The sequence below is a fragment of the Streptomyces sp. NBC_00459 genome (genome assembly GCF_036013955.1).
Lineage (GTDB): Bacteria > Actinomycetota > Actinomycetes > Streptomycetales > Streptomycetaceae > Streptomyces.
Genome location: NZ_CP107903.1, coordinates 4047504 through 4068173 on the forward strand (window position 1 = coordinate 4047504; position 20670 = coordinate 4068173).

A 20670-nucleotide genomic window follows, 5' to 3' on the forward strand; every position below is an offset into this window, starting at 1 on the left:
TGCCACCCTGTTGCGCGCAACAACACGCACTGGGAGGGGAGTACGGGTGGCCGCGCCACTGCAACTGACACGAATGCACCGGGTTCTCATCGGCGTGGTCGTCGCCGGTGCGGTGGTCATCGCCGGGATCGGCTTCGCGGGTTCGTACGCCGCCGTCCGTGAACTGGCCCTGAAGAAGGGCTTCGGGAACTTCAGCTACGTCTTCCCGATCGGCATCGACGCGGGTATCTGCGTCCTGCTCGCCCTGGACCTCCTCCTCACCTGGATCCGGATCCCGTTCCCGCTGCTGCGCCAGACGGCGTGGCTGCTCACGATGGCGACGATCGCGTTCAACGGCGCGGCGGCCTGGCCCGACCCGCTGGGTGTGGGCATGCACGCCGTCATCCCGGTGCTGTTCGTGGTCTCGGTGGAGGCCGCCCGGCACGCCATCGGCCGGATGGCCGACATCACCGCCGACAAGCACATGGAGGGCGTCCGCCTCACCCGCTGGCTCCTCTCCCCGCTGCCGACGTTCCTTCTCTGGCGCCGGATGAAGCTGTGGGAGCTGCGCTCCTACGACCAGGTCATCAAGCTGGAGCAGGAACGTCTCGTCTACCAGGCCCGTCTGCACGCCCGCTTCGGCCGGGCCTGGCGGCGCAAGGCCCCGGTGGAGTCCCTGATGCCCCTGCGCCTGGCCCGCTACGGCGTCCCCCTCGCGGAGACGGCCCCTTCGGGCCTGGCGGCGGCGGGCATCGAACCGGCACTGCTGCCGCCGGCCCCACAGCCTGCCCTGGAGGCTGCCGACGCGGGCGCGAGCAGTCGTACCCCGGAGTCGGCGGTCGCCGTACAGAACAACCCGGCAGCAGCCCAGGAGCAGCGCCCCGCGCCCGAGGGCGGCGAGCCCGCCGGGCAGCAGGACGACGCCGAGCCCCAGAATCCGTGGCTCCAGGCGCGGGACCCCCGGGCCATCGCGTACCAGGGTGGCTACGACCCGACCTACGACCCCGAGCCCGCGGACGCCCAGTGGTACGCGGAGCAGCAGCAGGCCGAGCAGTACGACGCCCGGCAGCAGTACGAGAGCCGGCAGCAGTACGAGGCCCAGCGGCAGTTCGAGGAGCAACAGCGCTTCGAGCAGCAGCGGTTCGAGCAACGGATGTTCCCGCAGCAGCGGGCCGAGCAGTACGAGGAGCAGCCGCAGGCCCCGGCCCCGGAGTCCTTTCCGGAGCCCTCGCCGGAGGACACCGGTACCTTCCCGATCCCGGCCGGGCCGGGCCGCACCCGTGAGATGGGTGCGGGCGGCGGTACGGAGCCGACGGAGGAGGACTACTACCTGGTCTTCAAGAAGTCGATAGACGGCAGCTACCCCACCTCGGGCCAGTTCCGAGGCAACGTGGAAGACACGTACGGCACGAAGATCCCGCAGCGCGAAGCCGACCGGATGGTCGCCCGCTTCACCAACCGCCACACGGCGGAACTGCAGGACGACCACATCGCGTAGTCCCGCAGGCTCTTCGGCTGTACGAGGTACGCAGGACGGGGCGCCCGGAACTCACCGGGCGCCCCGTCCTCGTATCTCGTACGAGCGGGTATGTGCTCCCTACTCGCCCAGCAGGGCCCGGACCCGCTCCTGGCCCACCGCGAGCAGCAGCGTGGGCAGACGCGGACCGGTGTCCCGTCCGACGAGCAGGTGGTAGAGCAGCGCGAAGAACGTGCGCTGGGCGACCTTGATCTCGGCCGGGAGTTCCTTCGCCGTGGCGTCGGCGGAGAAGCCGGCCTGGACCTTGGGGACGCCGTAGACGAGATGGCTGAGGCCGTCCAGGGACCAGTTGTCGGCGAGGCCGTCGACGAGGAGCCGCAGCGACTGCCGCCCCTGCTCGTCGAGGGACTTGATCAGTTCGCTGTCGGGCTCGTCCCGCACGATGGTCCGCTGATCGGCCGGCACCTGCGTGTTGATCCAGGCCTCGGCCTTGTCGAGCCGGGGCCGCACCTCGTCGAGGGAGACCAGCGGGTCGGCAGGGTCCAGCTCGCCCAGAATGCGCAGCGTCTGGTCCTCGGCACCGGCGGTGATGTCGGCGACGGAGGCCAGCGTCCGGTAAGGCAACGCCCGCGCGGTACGCGGCAGTTCACCCGCGGCGGTACGCACGGCACGGGAGTGCGCGGCCACGTCGGCGGGAAGAGCCGATCCGTCCGCCACCTTGGCGTCGAGCTTGTCCCACTCGTCGTAGAGCCGCTGGATCTCCTGGTCGAAGGCGATCTTGAAGGACTGGTTGGGCCGTCGGCGGGCGTACAGCCAGCGCAGGATCTGCGGCTCCATGATCTTCAGCGCGTCACCGGGCGTGGGCACACCACCCTTGCTGCTGGACATCTTGGCCATGCCGCTGATGCCCACGAAGGCGTACATGGGCCCGATCGGCTGCTTGCCGCCGAAGATGCTGCCGACGATCTGCCCGCCGACCTGGAAGCTGGACCCCGGGGACGAGTGATCGACACCGCTCGGCTCGAAAACGACCCCCTCATAGGCCCAGCGCATCGGCCAGTCGACCTTCCAGACCAGCTTGCCGCGGTTGAACTCGCTCAGCAGAACGGTCTCGGAGAACCCACAGGCCGTGCAGGTGTACGTCAGCTCGGTGCTGTCGTCGTCGTAGGCGGTGACGGTGGTGAGGTCCTTGCCGCACCCGCCGCAGAAGGGCTTGTACGGGAAGTACCCGGCGGACCCGGAACTCCCGTCGTCCTCCGCGGCGGCCCCGGACCCCTCGGCGGCCTCGACCTCGGCCTCGTCGACGGGCTTCTGGGACTGCTGGGGCTTCTTGCCGGGATTGCCAGGAGTACCGGGGGCCTTCTTGGTCCGGTACTGGTCGAGGATCGCGTCGATGTCACCCCGGTGCTTCATGGCGTGCAGGATCTGCTCGCGATAGACACCGGAGGTGTACTGCGCGGTCTGACTGATCCCGTCGAACTCGACACCGAGTTCGGCGAGCGCCTCGACCATCGCGGCCTTGAAGTGCTCGGCCCAGCTGGGGTGCGCGGACCCCTTGGGCGCCGGTACGGCGGTCAGCGGCCGTCCGATGTGCTCGGCCCAGGAGGAGTCCACACCGTCGACCCCGTTCGGCACCTTGCGGTAGCGGTCGTAGTCGTCCCAGGAGATCAGATGCCGGACCTGGTACCCCCGGCGCCGGATCTCGTCGGCGACGAGATGCGGAGTCATGACCTCGCGCAGATTCCCCAGGTGGATGGGCCCGGAGGGGGACAGCCCGGACGCGACAACAACGGGTTTGCCGGGGGCTCGACGCTCCGACTCCTCGATGACCTCATCCGCGAAACGGGAGACCCAGTCGGTGGTCTCGGTGCTCTGAGCCACGATCGGCACGTCCTCTTTTTCTGAGAGTTCCTCAAGGCCAGCCGGTACGGTCGGACGGCTGACCGACCCATTCTCCCAGGTGGGCCCAGAACCACGAAAACGGCTTTTCGGCGAGCCTCCGACGACACCGGGCCCGGGCGAACGCCACTGGGCACCACCGGGTGCGGCACCGGCCTTGGGACCACCCGCCGCGACGCCTACCAGCACCCACCCATCCCCGACCGAATGGTTACACTCCGTCACCATTCTCATGGTGGGCGCCGCCAAGTAAGCCACCGGACACCACCCGCCGGTCACACCAGGTGATCAGCAGCCGATGACTCCGTCAGCGTGACGTACGGTCGCGGCCGCAACCGAAGCGGCCCTCGCGGGGCTCTGGACCTGTGATCCGCAATTCGCCGCTGAGGAGACAGAAATGACGCCCTGGAGCCACGAGAGCCTCAGTACGTGCGCCGTCGTCGACCCGTACGCCGCACACCACGGTGACCATGCCTGGTCCACTCCCGCCCAGTCGTGCGACGACCTCGACTACTTCCTGCCGCCACCCAACCCCGCCCACCGTCTCGACTACGCGCTCACCCCGCACGACGAGCAACGCCTCGCCCTGCACGCGGCGCTCACCGTCGCCGGCATCCCCCCGATGCCCGAGGACCGTGCCGTCATCGAGCAGCTCAGCGCCCTGCCGACAGACGTCAACAACACCCTCCAGCGCTGGCTGCATCACGCCCATCCCAGCCCGTCCGTCATTTGAGGACGAGCGCGTTCGGCGCGAAGGGGGGTCTGGGGGGCCTGGGCGAAAACCCACACCCCGGCCCCGGCCCCGCCTCACTCACGAAAACCCCTTGGCCCCCCGTGGGATACTGGCCCCATCCACACGTACCCACCAGGAGAACGGCACCCACTCCTATGGCCCCGGTCAAGTCCCTCACCGCCACCGTCAACCAGCGCCTCGCGGACGCCCTCACGGCAACCCTGCCGGAGGCACCCTCCGCGGACCCGCTGCTGCGACGCAGCGACCGTGCGGACTTCCAGGCGAACGGCATCCTCGCCCTCGCCAAGAAGGCCAAGGCCAACCCCCGCGACCTGGCGACCCAGGTCGTGGAGAACATCGTGTCCGGTGACGTGATCAAGGACATCGAGGTCTCCGGCCCCGGCTTCCTGAACATCACGCTCACCGACAGGGCGATCGTCGAGAACCTGGCGGCCAGGTCCACCGACCCGGACGGCCGTCTCGGCGTACCGCTCGCCGCCCACCCCGGCACGACGGTCATCGACTACGCCCAGCCGAACGTGGCGAAGGAGATGCACGTAGGCCACCTCCGCTCCGCGGTGATCGGCGACGCGGTGGTCCAGCTCCTGGAGTTCACGGGCGAGAACGTGATCCGCAGGCACCACATCGGCGACTGGGGCACCCAGTTCGGCATGCTCATCCAGTACCTGGACGAGCACCCGGGCGAGCTGGACCACAAGGCGGACACGGCGGACGCCGAAGCCAGCGGCGAGGAGGCGATGTCGAACCTCGACCGCCTCTACAAGACGGCCCGCAAACTCTTCGACTCCGACGAGGAGTTCAAGACGAGGGCGCGGCTGCGCGTCGTCGACCTCCAGGCCGGCGACCCCGCCACGCTCGCCACCTGGCAGAAGTTCGTGGACGAGTCGAAGATCTACTTCTTCTCGGTCTTCGAGAAGCTGGACATGGAGATCCGGGACGCGGACATCGTCGGCGAGTCGGGCTACAACGACATGCTGGACGAGACATGCCGCCTCCTGGAGGAGTCGGGCGTGGCGGTCCGTTCGGAGGGCGCCCTGTGCGTCTTCTTCGACGACATCAAGGGCCCGGAGGGCAACCCGGTCCCGCTGATCGTCCGTAAGTCCGACGGGGGCTACGGCTACGCGGCCACCGACCTCTCGGCGATCCGCGACCGGGTCTTCAACCTGAAGGCGAACAGCCTGGTCTATGTGGTCGACGCCCGGCAGTCCCTCCACTTCAAGATGGTCTTCGAGACGGCGCGCAAGGCGGGCTGGCTGAACGACGAGGACGTCAAGGCGTACCAGCTGGCCTTCGGCACGATCCTCGGCAAGGACGGCAAGCCGTTCAAGACGCGTGCGGGCGAGACCGTACGGCTGGTGGACCTGCTGGACGAGGCGGTCGACCGCGCCACGACGGTCGTACGGGAGAAGGACACCCTGGGGCAGCTGTCGGACGCCGAGGTCGCCGAGCGGGGCGCCCAGGTGGGCATCGGCGCGGTGAAGTACGCGGACCTGTCGACGTCGGCGAACCGGGACTACAAGTTCGACCTGGACCAGATGGTGTCGCTGAACGGCGACACGAGCGTGTACCTCCAGTACGCGTACGCCCGTATCCAGTCGATCCTGCGCAAGGCCGGCGAGGTACGCCCGCAGCCGCACCCGGAGCTCGAACTGGCGGACGCGGAGCGGGCGTTGGCCCTGCACGTGGACGCGTTCGCGGAGACGGTGGCGGACTCGGCGACGGAGTACGCCCCGCACAAGCTGGCGGCGTACCTGTACCAGTTGGCATCGCTGTACACGACGTTCTACGACAAGTGCCCGGTGATCAAGCCGGCCCCGCCGAAGGACATCGCCGAGAACCGTCTGTTCCTGTGCGAGATCACGGCGAAGACCCTGCACCAGGGCATGGCGCTCCTGGGGATCAGGACGCCTGAGCGCCTCTGAAGCGCTGAAGCGCCTGAAGCCGGACACCCGAGAACAGGTGTCCGGCTTCTGCCGTTCTATCGCTTTTCCGCATGTCGGCCCGCCGGGTGCTCCGCCGGAGGACATTCTGGTCGTATGAACCTGGCCCGCAAACGCAACCGACGTACCACGACCGCGGTTCTCGCTCTCCTGACGGCTGCCGCACTCGGGACCACCGACGGCAGCGCCGGAGCGTCCAACACCGTCACCGCGCCACGTCAGTCGAAGCTGATCGCCTCGTCCGTCCTGGGAAGCGACTACAAGATCAAGCTGACCGCGCTGCGGTCGTCGCAGGACGAGTACGCCGCCTCCGTGCGACTGCAGGTCTACACGCAGACCGCCGACGGGGCCTGGAAGGAGTCCGACCGGGTCACCGTGGGCGAAGCCGACGGGTGGTTCTGGTTCCCGCTCACGGGCAAGGTTGCCGTCTGCGAGTTCTCTACCGCGAGCACGGAGCCCGCGCCGCTCACCGTGAGTCTGCTGGTCACGCCGTCCATCGGCTGCTCCGAGCCGGCGCACTATGTCGTGAAGCAGGGCAGGGTGCTCGCCGGCTGAGGCCTGCCGGTCGACCCCGGGCAACTCCCGCACAACACGAAGGCCGCCCGGAAGAATCCGGGCGGCCAGGGCACGGGGACGATGCCCTCGGTACGAACCTCAGATGTGCGTCGGGGCGAACTTCGGGTTGTGACCGTACCTGTTCTCGCCCTGCTCGCCGTCGAGGCACACGAAGACCAGCAGCGTGATCCACCCGACGACCGGGATGATCCCGAACAGGATCCACCAGCCGGAGCGGCCCGTGTCGTGCAGTCGACGCACGGTGACAGCCAGGGTGGGCAGGAAGACGGCCAGGGCGTACACACCGCTGAGGATCTGCACGCCGATGAAGCTGTCGATGACCAACAGCACGACGTCGACGATCAACGAGAACAGCGTGAACATCCAGTATTCCTTGCGGCGCGCACGCCCGCTGAACACCACGTACTTCTTGAGCACGTCGAGGTAATAGTTCATTGCATCCCCCCAGGGAACGATGTGGGCCCGCCGAGCGGATCAGGCCAAGGGGAGAAGTTACGGAGACTGACGGGAACTCGTCAATAGGGTTAATCGTTGCAGGTAACGGGCAGAAAGCTGCTCACCACACGGAATCGAGACGAGTCCTGGTCGTCGATTTCAGGACAGATCCACGCAAGATCATCGACAACGACGGCACACCAACCGGCCGTTCGGGGCACGGAGCATCTCCGGCCACCGAACCATGGCCGATCCATTGCCAGTTCTACGCCAGTCCGACGCACGTTCGAGGCCATGCCGACACCGGACCGATCTCGAACCGTTGCCGACACCGCCCGCCCCAACAGGCCTCCCAGCGCCTGTTCTCAGGGCCAGGTCCCGTTGTCAGTGGCAGGCCCTACAGTCACCGACATGGCGACACTTCCCAACCCGCTGCCCCACCTCACGGCCGACCCCACCGGCAGCGCGCTCGGCCTCGCACTCCCCGCCGGCAGGCTGATCGACGCGACGGACGAGGGCCCGTGGCACGAGCCCCTCCTCTGGCACGCCGAAGCGCCCTCGGCCCCGGGCGACTGGACCACGCACCACGACGCGTGTCGGCCCACCGGGCTCCTCCCGGTGGTCATAGAGGTGGGCGGCGGCCAAGGCGGGCCCCAGGAATGGGAGTTGATGCCCGCCGACACCTCCTACCCCGGGGACCACGACGCCGAGGAGGTCCTCACCGGGTTCTGGGAGGAGTACGCCGCACAGGACGAGACCTGGCCCGGCCTGGCCCCAGCCACCTTGAACACCACCAACACCGAGCAGGCCGACGCCGACGTCCTGGCCGCCCGACTCGCCGACTCGCTCCTCGCCCCCGGCTCCTCCTTCAAGGCACCGCGTCTCGCCCTCGTCCCCGCCCGCCGTTCAGCCGACATCCCCGCCGCCATCGGCTGGTCCGGCCCCGCGAACTACGAGAGCGACACGGCCCGCCTCTGCGCGGTACTCCGCTCCTGGGAGGACCGCTTCGGCATACGGGTCCTGGCGCTCACCTTCAACCAGCTGGTGCTGACCGTGGCCGCCCCGCCGACCACTCTCGCCGAGGCCGAAGCGATAGCCGCCGAACACTTCGCGTTCTGCCCGGACAACATCACGCAGGGCACCCACACCACCCTGCGCGCATACGCCGAACACGAACTGCTGGCCAAGCAGACCTGGTCCTTCTGGTGGGACTGACCACGCCCTGACAGGGGCGCGGGGCTGTGTCGACATGCGGCTCCGCCGCGCGGGCGCGACCAGCCCCCACCGGCCCGCAGCCGACGAACCGCGTATCCAGCCCCCCAACCAGCGGAGCGCTACCGCAACCCCGCCCCCAACCGCCGAAGCCCCTCCCCGATCTCCTCCGGGGTCTGAGTGACAAAGCACAACCGCATCGTCGCCCGCTCAGCCCCTCCCACCTCGCCCGCGTAGAAGGACGCCCCCGGCACGTACGCGACGCCCCGCTCCACCACCCCACGGAGCAGGGCGGTGGTGTCGTACGACGCCGGAAGGCGGGCCCAGAGGAACATGCCGCCCTCGGGACGGGTCCAGGTCGAGCCCTCCGGGAGCGCGTCCCCGATGCCGTCGAGCATGGCGGCGCGCCGCTCCCCGTAGACGCGGGCCACGCGCCGCACATGGGCGTCGAGGTCACGGTCGGCCAGGTACCGGGCGGCGGCGAGCTGGTTGACGGTCGGGGTGTGCAGGTCGGCGGCCTGCTTGGCGACAACGCACGCGCGCAGCAGCTCCGCCGGTGCCCGCAGCCAGCCCAGCCGCAGCCCCGGCGCCATGACCTTGGAGAAGGAGCCGAGCAGGACCGTACGATCCTCCGCACCCGGGCAGGACGCGATCCACGGCACCCGATCGCCCTCGAAGCGCAGCTCGCCGTACGGATCGTCCTCGACGATCCACAGCCCGAGCCGCGCGGCGACCTCCGCCACGGCGGCCCGGCGCTCGCCCGGCATCGTCTGGCCGGTCGGGTTCCGGAAGTTGGGCACGGTGTAGAGCAGCTTGGGCCGGTGCCTGACGACCAGCTCCTCCAGCACTCCGGCGTCGACCCCGTCCTCGTCCTCGGGTACGGCGATCACCCGAGCGCCGGCCAGCCCGAACACCTGAAGTGCCGCGAGATAGCAGGGGCTTTCGACGAGGACGACATCCCCGGGGTCGAGCAGCGCGGTGGCGAGCAGCGACAGCGCCTGCTGGGAACCGGTGGTGACGAGCAGGTCGTCCGCGTCGGTGGGCAGGCCGCGTCGGGTGTGCCGGAGTGCGAGCGCCTCGCGCAGGGCCGGCTCACCCTCGGTCGTGGCGTACTGCAGGGCCCGCGCGGGCGTGTCCGCGAACACGTCGCGGAACGCGGCGGCCACACCCTCCGAGTCGAACAACTCCGGTGCGGGCAGCCCGCCCGCGAAGTTGATCACCTCGGGCCGCGCGATGACGGCCAGGATGTCCCGTACGGCCGACCCACCGACCGTCCGTGCCCGCGCGGCGAGGGCGGGCACGGAAGCGGCGGCGGAGTCGGAGGGGGAGGCGAGTGGCACTGATGCTGCGGGGGCGGTCATGTGCGGCTCCTTCGGGCGGGCGATACGGCTCCTGCCCACACCCTAGGGAAGTGCGTGCCGCCTACAACCGCTTTTCACGATGCGGACGCCCGCACCGCGTTCAGCCCTTGCGGCCACTCGCCCCGTACACGTTGATGTCCGCGTCCGTGACGTCGTTGATGTCGCGGTAGCGGACCTTCTCGATGTCGTCCAGGGAGTCGAAGTACGCGGCCTCGACCTGCTCCGGGACCGGCGCGCCGCCGTCCGGACGCCAGTGGTGGGCGGGCACGACACCCGGCTCGTCGAGGGTGAGCCCGTTCTCCTCGAAGAAGCGTTCCACCTCGGCCCTGGAGCGGAGCACGAAGGTGAACCCGCGCTCGGTGTACGTCCGTTGGACCGCGCGGATGTTCTCGGGGTTCAGGTCCTCGGTGAGGTGGCTGAGGACGAGCCGGCTGCCGGACGGCAGCGCGTCGACCAGCTCGCGCACGATGTCGTACGCCTCCGGCTCCGCCACGAAGTGCAGGACAGCCGCGAGGACGAGCGCGATCGGCTGGTCGAAGTCGAGGGTCTTGCGGGCGTGTTCGAGGATCTGGGCCGGGTCGGCCAGGTCGGCGTCGATGTAGTCGGTACGGCCCTCGGGCCCGCTGGTGAGCAGGGCGCGTGCGTGGGCGAGCACGATCGGGTCGTTGTCGACGTACACGACCCGGGTGTCCGGGGCGATGCGCTGGGCGATCTGGTGGACGTTGTCCTGCGTGGGCAGGCCGGTACCGATGTCGAGGAACTGCCGGATGCCCTCCTCCGCCGCCAGGGTGGTGACGGCGCGGCGCATGAAGTCCCGGTTGTGCCGGACGTCCAGGTAGCCGCGCGGATTGGCGGCGAGCGCCGCGGCGGCCGCGTTGCGGTCGGCCGGGTAGTTGTCCTTGCCGCCGAGGAAGACGTCGTAGACCCGGGCCGGGTGGGCCTTGGTGGTGTCGATCCTCCTTCTCAGCTCGGCGGGGTCCTGACTGAGAGCATCGCCGCTCATGTGGCCTCTCCCTGGGGAGCCTGATGTCCAAACCTCTTCAACTTCGACGGACAACAACCTAGCCGCCGACCGCAGTTGATATTCGAAAATCGAAAATCGACCGCCGGGCCGTCCCGGAGTCCGCTCGCGCCGTCCCGGACCGTTCCGGAACCGGACATCATCCCCGCAGGTCAGCACGCCGGTCCATGGACCGGCGTCCCGGATTCACCACGAAACATGGTGCTGGGACGGATCACGGCACAAGCTGTTGCCAGCCGAACGGCACCGTCACCCCTCCCCTTCCCCTCCGAAAGGGCACGCCCATGTCCGTACGCACCTCCCGTACGCGCCTGTTCGCCGCCACGGCGGTCGCGCTCGTCGCGCTCACCACACTCACGGCGTGCGAGGACGGCCAGGGCGTACGGGACGAGGGCCCGTCATCGGCATCGGCCAAAGCCCACCGGACGCAACCGGACCCTCACCCCCAGCCCCGGACTCACAGCATGCGGGCAGCCTCGGTGGCCCAGTAGGTGAGGATGTTCTGCGCGCCGGCGCGCTTGATCCCGGTCAGGGTCTCCAGGATGGCCCGCTCCCGGTCGACCCAGCCCTTCTCCGCCGCGGCCTCGATCATCGAGTACTCGCCGGAGATCTGATACGCGGCGACGGGCACGTCCACGGCGTCGGCGACCCGGGCGAGGATGTCGAGGTAGGGCCCGGCCGGCTTCACCATGACGATGTCGGCGCCCTCCTCCAGGTCGAGCGCCAGCTCCCGCAGCGACTCCCGGACATTGGCGGGGTCCTGCTGATACGTCTTCCGGTCCCCCTTCAGCGAGGAACCGACGGCTTCCCGGAAGGGCCCGTAGAAGGCGGACGAGTACTTGGCGGTGTAGGCGAGGATGGCGACGTCCTCGCGCCCGATCTGGTCGAGGGCATCCCGGACGACCCCGATCTGCCCGTCCATCATCCCGCTGGGGCCCACGACATGGGCCCCGGCGTCGGCCTGCACCTGGGCCATCTCGGCGTACCGCTCCAGGGTGGCGTCGTTGTCGACGCGCCCTTCCGCGTCCAGTACCCCGCAGTGCCCGTGATCGGTGGTCTCGTCGAGACAGAGGTCGGACATGACGAGCAGCTCGTCCCCCACCTCGGCCCGCACATCACGGATGGCGACCTGGAGAATCCCGTCCGGGTCGGTACCGGGGGTCCCGAGGGCGTCCTTCTTGCCCTCCTCGGGCACCCCGAAGAGCATGATCCCGGAGACCCCGGCCGCCACGGCGTCCACGGCTGCCTTCTTCAGGCTGTCCCGGGTGTGCTGGACGACCCCCGGCATGGCGGAGATCGGAACGGGCTCGCTCACGCCTTCCCGCACGAAGGCGGGGAGGATGAAGTCGGCGGGGTGCAGTCTCGTCTCGGCGACCATGCGCCGCATGACGGGCGAGGTACGCAGCCGCCGAGGACGCGCACCGGGAAAGGATCCGTACTTCGACATACCGACACGCTACGCCCGCCCCACCCCCACCTTTGCCGACGCGACGTCGGCAGGCACTCTTCAGCACCGGCCGCACTTCCGGCCCGTCCGGCGTTTGAGGACGAGCGCCTTCAGCGCGAAAGGGGGTTCGGGGGCGCAGCCCCCGAGGATGGGACGGGTAGGGGCGGCGGGGGCGAGAACAACCCACCGCCACCCCACCCCCACTACGTCGTGCGCCGACGCCGAGCCCCGGGCCGCCGCTCACTCGGCCGGGTAACCGGATCCCCCGACTCCACAGCGGAAGCCCTCCGCCGCAGCCCGAAGTCCGCCAACGCCTCCGCCAACTTGTGCACGGACGGCTCCGGAGCCATGACATCGACCCGCAGCCCATGCTCCTCGGCGGTCTTCGCCGTGGCCGGCCCGATACACGCGATCACCGTCACGTTGTGAGGCTTGCCCGCGATCCCCACCAGGTTCCTCACGGTGGACGACGACGTGAAGAGAACGGCGTCGAAGCCGCCCCCCTTGATCGCCTCCCGGGTCTCCTGCGGCGGCGGCGAGGCCCGCACCGTCCGGTAGGCCGTGACGTCGTCGACCTCCCAGCCCAGCTCGATCAGCCCGGCGACCAACGTCTCCGTGGCGATGTCCGCCCGAGGCAGGAAAACGCGGTCGATCGGATCGAAGACCGGGTCGTAGGGAGGCCAGTCGTCCAGCAAGCCGGCAGCGGACTGCTCCCCGCTCGGCACCAGATCGGGCTTCACACCGAAGGCGACCAGCGCCTTGGCGGTCTGCTCGCCCACCGCGGCGACCTTGATCCCGGCGAAGGCACGGGCGTCGAGCCCGTACTCCTCGAACTTCTCCCGCACGGCCTTGACCGCGTTCACCGAAGTGAAGGCGATCCACTCATAACGGCCCGTGACCAGGCCCTTGACCGCCCGCTCCATCTGCTGCGGAGTCCGCGGCGGCTCGACGGCGATCGTCGGCACCTCGTGCGGCACTGCCCCGTAGGACCGCAGCTGGTCGGAGAGCGACGCCGACTGCTCCTTCGTACGCGGCACCAGCACCCGCCAACCGAACAGCGGCTTGTTCTCGAACCACGACAGCTGCTCGCGCTGAGCGGCGGCGAACCGCTCACCGACCACGGCTATCACGGGCCGGCCACCGTCGGGCGACGGCAGGACCTTGCCCTGCTTGAACGTCTGGGCGATGGTCCCCAGCGTGGCCGACCAGGTCCGCTGACGCGTCGTGGTCCCGGCGATCGTCACGGTCAGCGGAGTGTCCGGCTTGCGCCCGGCCGCGACCAGCTCGGCCGCCGCCGCGGCCACCGAGTCGAGCGTCGTCGAGACGACGACCGTCCCGTCGGAAGCCCCGACCTCGGTCCAGCAGCGGTCCGACGCCGTACGGGCGTCCACGAACCGGACGTCCGCGCCCTGCGCGTCCCGCAGCGGCACACCCGCGTACGCGGGCACGCCCACGGCAGCCGCGACACCCGGGACCACCTCGAACGGAACGCCGGCGCGAACGCACGCCAGCATCTCCTCGGCGGCGTACGCGTCGAGCCCGGGATCCCCGGACACCGCACGCACGACCCGCCTGCCGCCCCGTGCGGCCTCCATGACAAGATGTGCGGCATCCCGCACAGCGGGTACACCAGCGGTTGTTGACGCGCCGTCAACAACCGTTAGTTGAGGCGTGCCTGTGCCTGGATACGTGCTGCCAATAGGCGTGTCCAATTCGGTGTTGAGCTCGGCAACGCCTTGTCTGGCGTGCGCGCGTACGACGTCGAGCACCTCGTGCTCGGCGACCAGTACGTCCGCGTTCGCCAGCGCCTCGACGGCGCGCAGAGTCAGTAGTCCCGGATCCCCGGGTCCGGCACCGAGAAAGGTGACGTGCCCATGGTCCGGACCGGCGGGAAGGTTGGTGGGGCTCACTGTGCTCGCTCCCCCATCAGACCGGCCGCGCCCTTGGCAAGCATCTCGGCTGCGAGTTCACGGCCGAGCGCCATTGCTTGGTCGTACGTCTCGGGCACGGGACCGGTGGTGGACAGCTGCACCAGCGTCGAGCCGTCGGTCGTGCCGACGACGCCGCGCAGGCGCATCTCCTTGACAATCTGCCCGTCGGCCAGCAGGTCGGCCAGCGCGCCCACAGGGGCGCTGCAACCGGCCTCCAGGGCGGCGAGCAGTGACCGTTCGGCGGTCACGGCGGCCCGGGTGTCCGGGTCGTCGAGCTCGCCGAGTGCCGCGATCAGGTCAGAGTCGTGGGAGGTGTTCCCCGCTCTGCACTCGATCGCCAGGGCCCCTTGGCCAGGGGCAGGCAGAACCATGTCGACCGACAGGAAGTCGGTCACCTCGTCGGCGCGCCCGATGCGGTTGAGGCCGGCCGCGGCCAGCACCACCGCATCCAGCTCACCACTGCGCACGAACCCGATCCGGGTGTCGACGTTCCCCCGGACCGGTACGACCTCGATGTCCAGGTCGTGGGCGCGTGCGTACGAGTTCAGCTGGGCCGTGCGCCGCGTCGAGCCCGTCCCGACCCGCGCGCCGCGCGGCAGGTCGGTGAACTTCAGCTCGTCGCGCGCCACCAGTACGTCACGCGGATCCTCGCGCTCGGGTACGGCGGCCAGCACCAGGTCGTCGGGCTGCGCGGTCGGCAGGTCCTTCAGCGAGTGCACCGCGAAGTCGACCTCCCCGCGCAGCAACGCATCCCGCAGGGCGGTCACGAAGACGCCGGTGCCGCCGATCTGGGCGAGGTCCTCGCGGGACACGTCGCCGTACGTCGTGATCTCGACGAGCTCGACGGGACGCCCGGTCAGCCGGTGCACGGCGTCGGCGACCTGTCCGGACTGGGCCAGGGCGAGTTGACTTCGCCTGGTCCCAAGTCTCAGCGCCCCTTGTACTGGCTCACTCATGCTCGCCCTCGGCTCTCGGCGTGGTCGTCATCGTTGTCCGCCCGATCCGCCCAACGGGATACACCGTCGACCGTCTCCTGGTCGAGGTCGAACAGGGTGCGCAGCGCGTCCGCGTACCCGGCGCCGCCGGGCTCGGCCGCGAGCTGCTTGACCCGTACGGTCGGCGCGTGCAGCAGTTTGTCGACCACGCGCCGCACGGTCTGTGTGATCTCGGCCCGGTGCTTCTCGTCGAGCCCGGGCAGCCGCCCGTCGAGCCGGGCGATCTCACCGGCGACGACATCGGCGGCCATGGCGCGCAGCGCGACGACGGTGGGGGTGATGTGCGCGGCCCGCAGGGCGGCCCCGAAGGCCGCGACCTCGTCGGCGACGATCCGCCGGACCTGGTCCACGTCGGCCGCCATCGGGACGTCCGCCGAGGCCTCGGCCAGCGACTCGATGTCCACCAGCCGCACCCCGGCCAGCCGGTGCGCGGCGGCGTCGACGTCCCGGGGCATCGCCAGGTCGAGCAGCGAGAGCACGGCCGGGGGCCGCGCCGCACCGGCCGGCGTCTCGGGGCGGCGCTGCTCGGGAATCCGCCCGAGGGTGGCGGCGGTCAGGGCGAGCGCGGCGATCAGTTCACGGTCGTCGTCGGGCGTACGACGAGCGGGGTCCCGTCGGCCGACGGTGCCGTTGTCGACCCAGGCCGCGTGCTGTTCCAGCGTCGCCGCGTCCATCCCGGCGACGGCGGCCTCGCCCATCACCGAGAACCCGGCCGACTCCTGCACAGCCTGCCCGGCCTGCCCGTTCTGTACGGCGGACAGGTCCAGCGGACAGCCGTCGTCGGTGCCGATGCTGGTGGGCGGCAGGACTCCGCGTACGTCGCCCGTCGCGGTCGTACGAGGGGCCGGTCCGGCCTCGTCCGCCGGTACCCGGCCCTCGACGGCCGCCGCGATGATCTCGGCGGTCAGGACCAGCCCGGTCGCGCCGGTACAGGAAACGGCTATATCGGCACGTGTCAGCTCGAACGGCACCGATTCCATCGGAACCGCGCGGGCGGACACGGACGGCACGCCGCCCTCGTCACCGTCGGAGCCCTCGTACTGGCTGTTCTCGCTGTTCTCGTTGATGATCTGCGCGAGCCGCTCGGCGCGGTCCGGGGTCCGGTTGGCGACGACGATCTCGGCGACCCCGAGGCGCGCGAGCGTGGCGGCGGCCAGCGAGGACATGGACCCGGCACCGATCACCAGGGCTTTCCTGCCCGCGGCCCAGGCTTCCACGGAAGCCCCGGTTACCTTCCCCCCGGCCAGCTGCTGGAGCCCGAAGGTGACCAGGGACTGTCCGGCCCGGTCGATGCCGGTCTCCGAGTGAGCGCGCTTGCCGACCCGCAGGGCCTGCTGGAACAGGTCGTTCAGCAGCCGGCCGGCGGAGTGCAGATCCTGCGCGAGAGCGAGCGAGTCCTTGATCTGCCCGAGGACCTGCCCCTCGCCTACGACCATGGAGTCGAGCCCGCAGGCGACGGAGAACAGGTGGTGGACGGCCCGGTCCTCGTAGTGCACGTACAAATACGGGGTGAGCTCGTCCAGGCCGACCCCGCTGTGCTGGGCGAGCAGCGTGGACAGCTCGGCGACACCCGCGTGGAACTTGTCCACGTCCGCGTACAGCTCGATGCGGTTGCAGGTGGCGAGCAGCGCGGCCTCGGCGGCCGGCTCGGCGGCGACGGTGTCCTGAAGCAACTTGATCTGCGCGTCCTGGGACAGCGCGGCGCGTTCGAGGACACTCACGGGAGCACTGCGGTGGCTCAGCCCGACGACGAGGAGACTCATGCCGGCATCACGGCGGGAACGTCCCCGTCAGGTCCTTTGCCACGACCACCACTGCGGCCCCGCACCTTGGCCGCGACCACCGGGGCGGCGTCGGCCGCCACCGCGTCGGCGGCGGCAGCTGCGGCGTCGGCCTCCTCGCCCGCCTTGCGCTGCTCGTGGAAGGCGAGGATCTGCAGCTCGATGCTGAGATCGACCTTGCGTACGTCGACACCGTCCGGGACGGTCAGCACGGTGGGCGCGAAGTTGAGAATGGAGGTCACACCGGCGGCGACGAGCCGGTCGCACACGGGCTGGGCGGCACCGGCGGGGGTGGCGATAACGCCAATGGACACGCCGTTGTCCGCGATGATCCTTTCCAGATCGTCCGAGTGCTGCACCGGAATACCGGCGACGGGCTTTCCCGCCATGTCGGGATCGGCGTCGATGAGAGCGGCCACCCGGAATCCACGGGAGGCGAAGCCGCCGTAGTTCGCGAGGGCGGCGCCGAGATTACCGATACCGACGATCACAACCGGCCAGTCCTGGGTCAGCCCCAGCTCACGCGAGATCTGATAGACGAGATACTCGACGTCGTACCCCACGCCACGCGTCCCATAGGAGCCCAGGTAGGAGAAGTCCTTGCGCAGCTTCGCGGAGTTGACGCCCGCGGCGGCGGCCAGTTCCTCGGAGGAGACCGTGGGTACCGAGCGCTCCGACAGTCCGGTCAGCGCACGGAGGTACAGCGGAAGCCTGGCGACGGTGGCCTCGGGAATCCCTCGGCTGCGGGTCGCCGTTCGGTGAGTTCGGCCAGTTGCCACGGTGCTCCTGCGGGTAGCGCGGGGCTGCAGGCGGTCACACGTTCCTGGACCGCCCCGTCGAATGCAGGTTATGTCTTTGTGAACGCGTGCACAAAGATGGTGTCCGTTTTGCCCGCCCAACGTGACCGGGGTCACGCACACCCGTCGCACGCGTATGGAACCGGCGCACAAGCACCGTTGTCCCTCGCCGTCACAGGCACCGTTCGGGGGCAAAACCTCACACACTCCTCATGAATCCCGCCCCCGAGATCTGAACCGCACTCGATCCTAGGCGACTTTCCGGACCACTTGGACTGCCCGGTCAGCACTTGGTCAGAACTCGACCACTCGGTAATCCATCGGGAATCTATGTGAGGGCTTTGCGAAGACGTTCTTCGCTGACACGCCAGAACGTGTGCTGGGCGCCGTCGATGAGCACGACAGGGATCTGTTCCCAGTACTCACGGTTGAGTTCTTCGTCCTGAGTGATGTCCTTCTGTTCCCACGGCACCCCGAGATCGGCACACACCTTCTCGACAACTCCCTGTGCGTCATCACACAAATGACAACCGGGCTTCCGGATCAGAGTGACGAGCCGGGACTGTGGCGTACGACGGTCGCTGCGCCGAAAGAGGGGACTCATGCGCCCATTGTCCCGCCCCGGCCAGGGAGCTGTCCGGCCTCCCGGAGCGGGACCCGGACCGGTCCTTTAACTGTGCGGTCGCGGAGAGTTCACAACCTCCAAACCTCTCGACTCCGGAAGCACCGAACAAACTGGCTATGCTCACGCCATGGCCGCTCTCGGATGGCTCACTCCCCGTAGGCGCTCCGCCACGGCGCGGAGCGTGTTGGCAGGCGAGGCCTCTGCGGAGGCAGCGCGCAAATCCTCCCAGGAGCTGGAGGAACTGACGTCCGCGCCGGAACTGTCGGGCGACGCCGAAGAACCGGCGTTCCCCGTACTCGGTGACGTCAGGGCCGCCGCCTTCTTCGACCTCGACAACACCGTGATGCAAGGCGCCGCGATCTTCCACTTCGGCCGGGGCCTGTACAAACGGAAGTTCTTCGAGTCCCGCGATCTCTACCGATTCGCCTGGCAGCAGGCGTGGTTCAGGCTGGCCGGCATCGAGGACCCCGAGCACATGCAGGACGCCCGGGACTCCGCCCTCTCCATCGTCAAGGGCCACCGTGTCGCCGAACTGATGTCGATCGGCGAGGAGATCTACGACGAGTACATGGCCGAACGCATCTGGCCGGGCACGCGCGCGCTGGCCCAGGCACACCTGGACGCGGGCCAGAAGGTGTGGCTGGTGACGGCGGCCCCGGTGGAGATCGCCACGGTCATCGCCCGCCGCCTCGGCCTCACCGGCGCCCTGGGCACGGTCGCGGAGTCGGTGGACGGCGTATACACGGGCAAGCTGGTGGGCGAACCCTTGCACGGCCCGGCCAAGGCGGAGGCGGTACGCGCCCTGGCGACGGCGGAGGACCTGGACCTGACCCGTTGCGCGGCGTACAGCGACTCGCACAACGACATCCCCATGCTCTCCCTGGTGGGCCACCCCTACGCGATCAACCCGGACGCCAAGCTCCGCAAACACGCCCGCCAACTGGACTGGCGTCTGCGGGACTACCGCACCGCCCGCAAGGCGGCGAAGGTCGGCATCCCGGCGGCAGCCGGCGTAGGAGCGGTGGCCGGCGGCACAGCGGCAGCCATCGCCCTCCACCGCCGCCGCCGCTGACCCCCGAGACCCCTTCAGGGCCGAGAAACAATCATTCGCCCCGGATTACCCCCGTAACCCCTCCACCAGTCCCGTTGGCCGTACACAGCCACAACACGCCCTGAGCGGAGCTCAACTCGGCCTCAATCGATCAACAACCTGTCACTTTGCGGCACTTGAACGGGCGCCAATAGGTAACAGAAGCGACGTAATCGATGATTTGAGCAACCGGGTGTAGCAGTGCCTGTACGAAGCGTTATTCTCCTCAGACGCAAACCGGTACCCCTCCGTCGCTACGACGGGTGAAAGGTCCCGCACTGCACGTGATGGAAGCTCTGCCTCTGGGAGTCCCGTGTACCCACACGTCGGGGTTGACGCCTCGGGCCTGGCTACGCTGCGCGCAACGGTCCTAGACCTGTTGCGCGGCTTCGTCCCCACCGCGTACGCCGCACCCGCATTCGCCACCGCCGCACCACTCGGCCCGTGCTACGCACTGGCCGACGGAACCGCCGCGGTCGGCAGACGAGGACGCGCGGCCGGCGCCGCCGCTCCTCGCCGCCCCGCCGCGGACAGTGACAGCGCCCGCATGATGGACCTTGTCGAGCGTGCCCAGGCCGGTGAGGCCGACGCCTTCGGCCGCCTCTACGACCAGTACAGCGACACTGTGTACCGGTACATCTACTACCGGGTGGGCGGAAAGGCCACCGCGGAGGACCTGACGAGCGAGACGTTCCTGCGCGCCCTGCGCCGCATCGGAACCTTCACCTGGCAGGGCCGTGACTTCGGCGCCTGGCTCGTCACCATCGCCCGCAACCTCGTCGCCGACCACTTCAAGTCCAGCCGTTTCCGACTCGAAGTGACCACGGGCGAGATGCTGGACGCCAACGAGGTCGAGCGTTCACCGGAGGACTCCGTCCTGGAGTCCCTCTCGAACGCCGCTCTCCTCGACGCCGTGAAACGCCTCAACCCCCAGCAGCAGGAGTGCGTGACACTGCGCTTCCTCCAGGGGCTGTCCGTCGCCGAGACCGCGCGCGTGATGGGCAAGAACGAGGGTGCCATCAAGACCCTCCAGTACCGCGCCGTCCGCACACTCGCCCGGCTCCTCCCGGAAGACGCGCGCTGAGCACCGTACGAGGTACTCCGCGCACGCCCACACCGGCACACCCCCGCGCCGCACCCGCGCCCGAAGATCCACCGGGCGCAGACCCACGCCGCTCCCCGGACCGCACTGCGGACTCGGCCTGTTTCACCCGCCCAGGGACCGCACACTCAGCGACCGCCAACTCACCTTCCGTGAAAGTCCGTTGAGTTCGCGGTCCGATCATCCGCCGTCCGTAACCCAAGTGCCGCGCCACTCGTTGTGCGGGATACAGGCTCCCTGTGGTCACT

Annotated in this window: 18 protein-coding genes; 8 read left to right on the forward strand and 10 right to left on the reverse strand. The window is 69.4% G+C overall.

All coding sequences use genetic code 11. From position 1 onward, the window contains the following. Positions 1–46 precede the first annotated feature (46 nt). Positions 47–1477, forward strand: a complete 1431-nt coding sequence (locus tag OHN74_RS17665) for a DUF2637 domain-containing protein (protein ID WP_443060405.1) — start codon at positions 47–49, stop codon at positions 1475–1477. A gap of 99 nt (positions 1478–1576) precedes the next feature. Here OHN74_RS17665 and lysS read toward each other — a convergent pair whose 3' ends face one another. Beyond that, on the reverse strand, positions 1577–3346 hold the full coding sequence (gene lysS, locus OHN74_RS17670; RefSeq protein WP_327695503.1) for a lysine--tRNA ligase: 1770 nt from the start codon (positions 3344–3346) through the stop codon (positions 1577–1579). Between the two features lie 406 nt (positions 3347–3752). Between lysS and OHN74_RS17675 the strand changes: the two genes are divergently transcribed. The 3 genes from OHN74_RS17675 to OHN74_RS17685 all read left to right on the forward strand — a co-directional run bounded on the left by OHN74_RS17675 (position 3753) and on the right by OHN74_RS17685 (position 6604). Then, on the forward strand, positions 3753–4088 hold the full coding sequence (locus OHN74_RS17675; protein WP_327695504.1) for a hypothetical protein: 336 nt from the start codon (positions 3753–3755) through the stop codon (positions 4086–4088). A gap of 155 nt (positions 4089–4243) precedes the next feature. After that, a complete protein-coding gene (gene argS, locus OHN74_RS17680; RefSeq protein WP_327695505.1) occupies positions 4244–6031 on the forward strand; it encodes an arginine--tRNA ligase in 1788 nt (595 codons plus the stop codon). 114 nt (positions 6032–6145) lie between these two features. Next, positions 6146–6604: a hypothetical protein gene (locus tag OHN74_RS17685; protein WP_327695506.1), complete on the forward strand. Its 459-nt coding sequence runs from the start codon at positions 6146–6148 to the stop codon at positions 6602–6604. Positions 6605–6703: 99 nt separating this feature from the next. On the opposite strand, the gene OHN74_RS17690 is transcribed toward OHN74_RS17685, so the two are convergent. Next, a complete protein-coding gene (locus OHN74_RS17690; RefSeq protein ID WP_327695507.1) occupies positions 6704–7060 on the reverse strand; it encodes a DUF805 domain-containing protein in 357 nt (118 codons plus the stop codon). Between the two features lie 411 nt (positions 7061–7471). Here OHN74_RS17690 and OHN74_RS17695 point away from each other — a divergent pair, with 411 nt between their 5' ends. Beyond that, a complete protein-coding gene (locus tag OHN74_RS17695; protein ID WP_327695508.1) occupies positions 7472–8275 on the forward strand; it encodes a DUF4253 domain-containing protein in 804 nt (267 codons plus the stop codon). A 119-nt stretch (positions 8276–8394) separates the two neighbouring features. On the opposite strand, the gene OHN74_RS17700 is transcribed toward OHN74_RS17695, so the two are convergent. Then, positions 8395–9633, reverse strand: coding sequence for an aminotransferase-like domain-containing protein (locus OHN74_RS17700; RefSeq protein WP_327695509.1), 1239 nt, complete (start codon positions 9631–9633; stop codon positions 8395–8397). A 100-nt stretch (positions 9634–9733) separates the two neighbouring features. Further along, a complete protein-coding gene (locus OHN74_RS17705; RefSeq protein WP_327695510.1) occupies positions 9734–10636 on the reverse strand; it encodes an SAM-dependent methyltransferase in 903 nt (300 codons plus the stop codon). Between the two features lie 302 nt (positions 10637–10938). On the opposite strand from OHN74_RS17705, the gene OHN74_RS17710 reads away from it, so the two are divergent. Then, a complete protein-coding gene (locus tag OHN74_RS17710) occupies positions 10939–11145 on the forward strand; it encodes a hypothetical protein (protein WP_327695511.1) in 207 nt (68 codons plus the stop codon). On the opposite strand, the gene hemB is transcribed toward OHN74_RS17710, so the two are convergent. The 6 genes from hemB to OHN74_RS17740 all read right to left on the reverse strand — a co-directional run bounded on the left by hemB (position 11112) and on the right by OHN74_RS17740 (position 18209). After that, positions 11112–12101: a porphobilinogen synthase gene (gene hemB, locus OHN74_RS17715; RefSeq protein ID WP_327695512.1), complete on the reverse strand. Its 990-nt coding sequence runs from the start codon at positions 12099–12101 to the stop codon at positions 11112–11114. The genes OHN74_RS17710 and hemB overlap by 34 nt on opposite strands. A gap of 203 nt (positions 12102–12304) precedes the next feature. Then, on the reverse strand, positions 12305–14011 hold the full coding sequence (locus OHN74_RS17720) for a uroporphyrinogen-III synthase (protein WP_327695513.1): 1707 nt from the start codon (positions 14009–14011) through the stop codon (positions 12305–12307). After that, positions 14008–14988 carry a hydroxymethylbilane synthase gene (gene hemC, locus OHN74_RS17725; RefSeq protein ID WP_327695515.1) on the reverse strand — a complete coding sequence of 327 codons (981 nt, stop codon included), beginning with the start codon at positions 14986–14988 and terminating at the stop codon, positions 14008–14010. The genes OHN74_RS17720 and hemC overlap by 4 nt, the downstream gene beginning before the upstream one ends. Continuing rightward, positions 14985–16790, reverse strand: a complete 1806-nt coding sequence (locus tag OHN74_RS17730; protein WP_327695517.1) for a glutamyl-tRNA reductase — start codon at positions 16788–16790, stop codon at positions 14985–14987. Before OHN74_RS17730 ends, hemC begins: the two co-directional genes overlap by 4 nt. After that, entirely contained in the window at positions 16787–17587 is an 801-nt protein-coding gene (locus tag OHN74_RS17735; RefSeq protein ID WP_327695518.1) for a redox-sensing transcriptional repressor Rex, read from the reverse strand. Before OHN74_RS17735 ends, OHN74_RS17730 begins: the two co-directional genes overlap by 4 nt. 346 nt (positions 17588–17933) lie before the next feature. Continuing rightward, complete coding sequence (locus OHN74_RS17740) at positions 17934–18209, reverse strand: glutaredoxin family protein (protein WP_327695519.1); 276 nt, start codon at positions 18207–18209, stop codon at positions 17934–17936. A gap of 148 nt (positions 18210–18357) precedes the next feature. On the opposite strand from OHN74_RS17740, the gene OHN74_RS17745 reads away from it, so the two are divergent. Next, the gene (locus OHN74_RS17745; RefSeq protein ID WP_327695520.1) at positions 18358–19302 is read left to right on the forward strand and encodes an HAD family hydrolase; all 945 of its coding nucleotides are present in this window, start codon (positions 18358–18360) and stop codon (positions 19300–19302) included. A gap of 331 nt (positions 19303–19633) precedes the next feature. Next, on the forward strand, positions 19634–20404 hold the full coding sequence (locus OHN74_RS17750; protein WP_327695521.1) for an ECF subfamily RNA polymerase sigma factor, BldN family: 771 nt from the start codon (positions 19634–19636) through the stop codon (positions 20402–20404). The last annotated feature ends 266 nt before the right edge of the window (positions 20405–20670 follow it).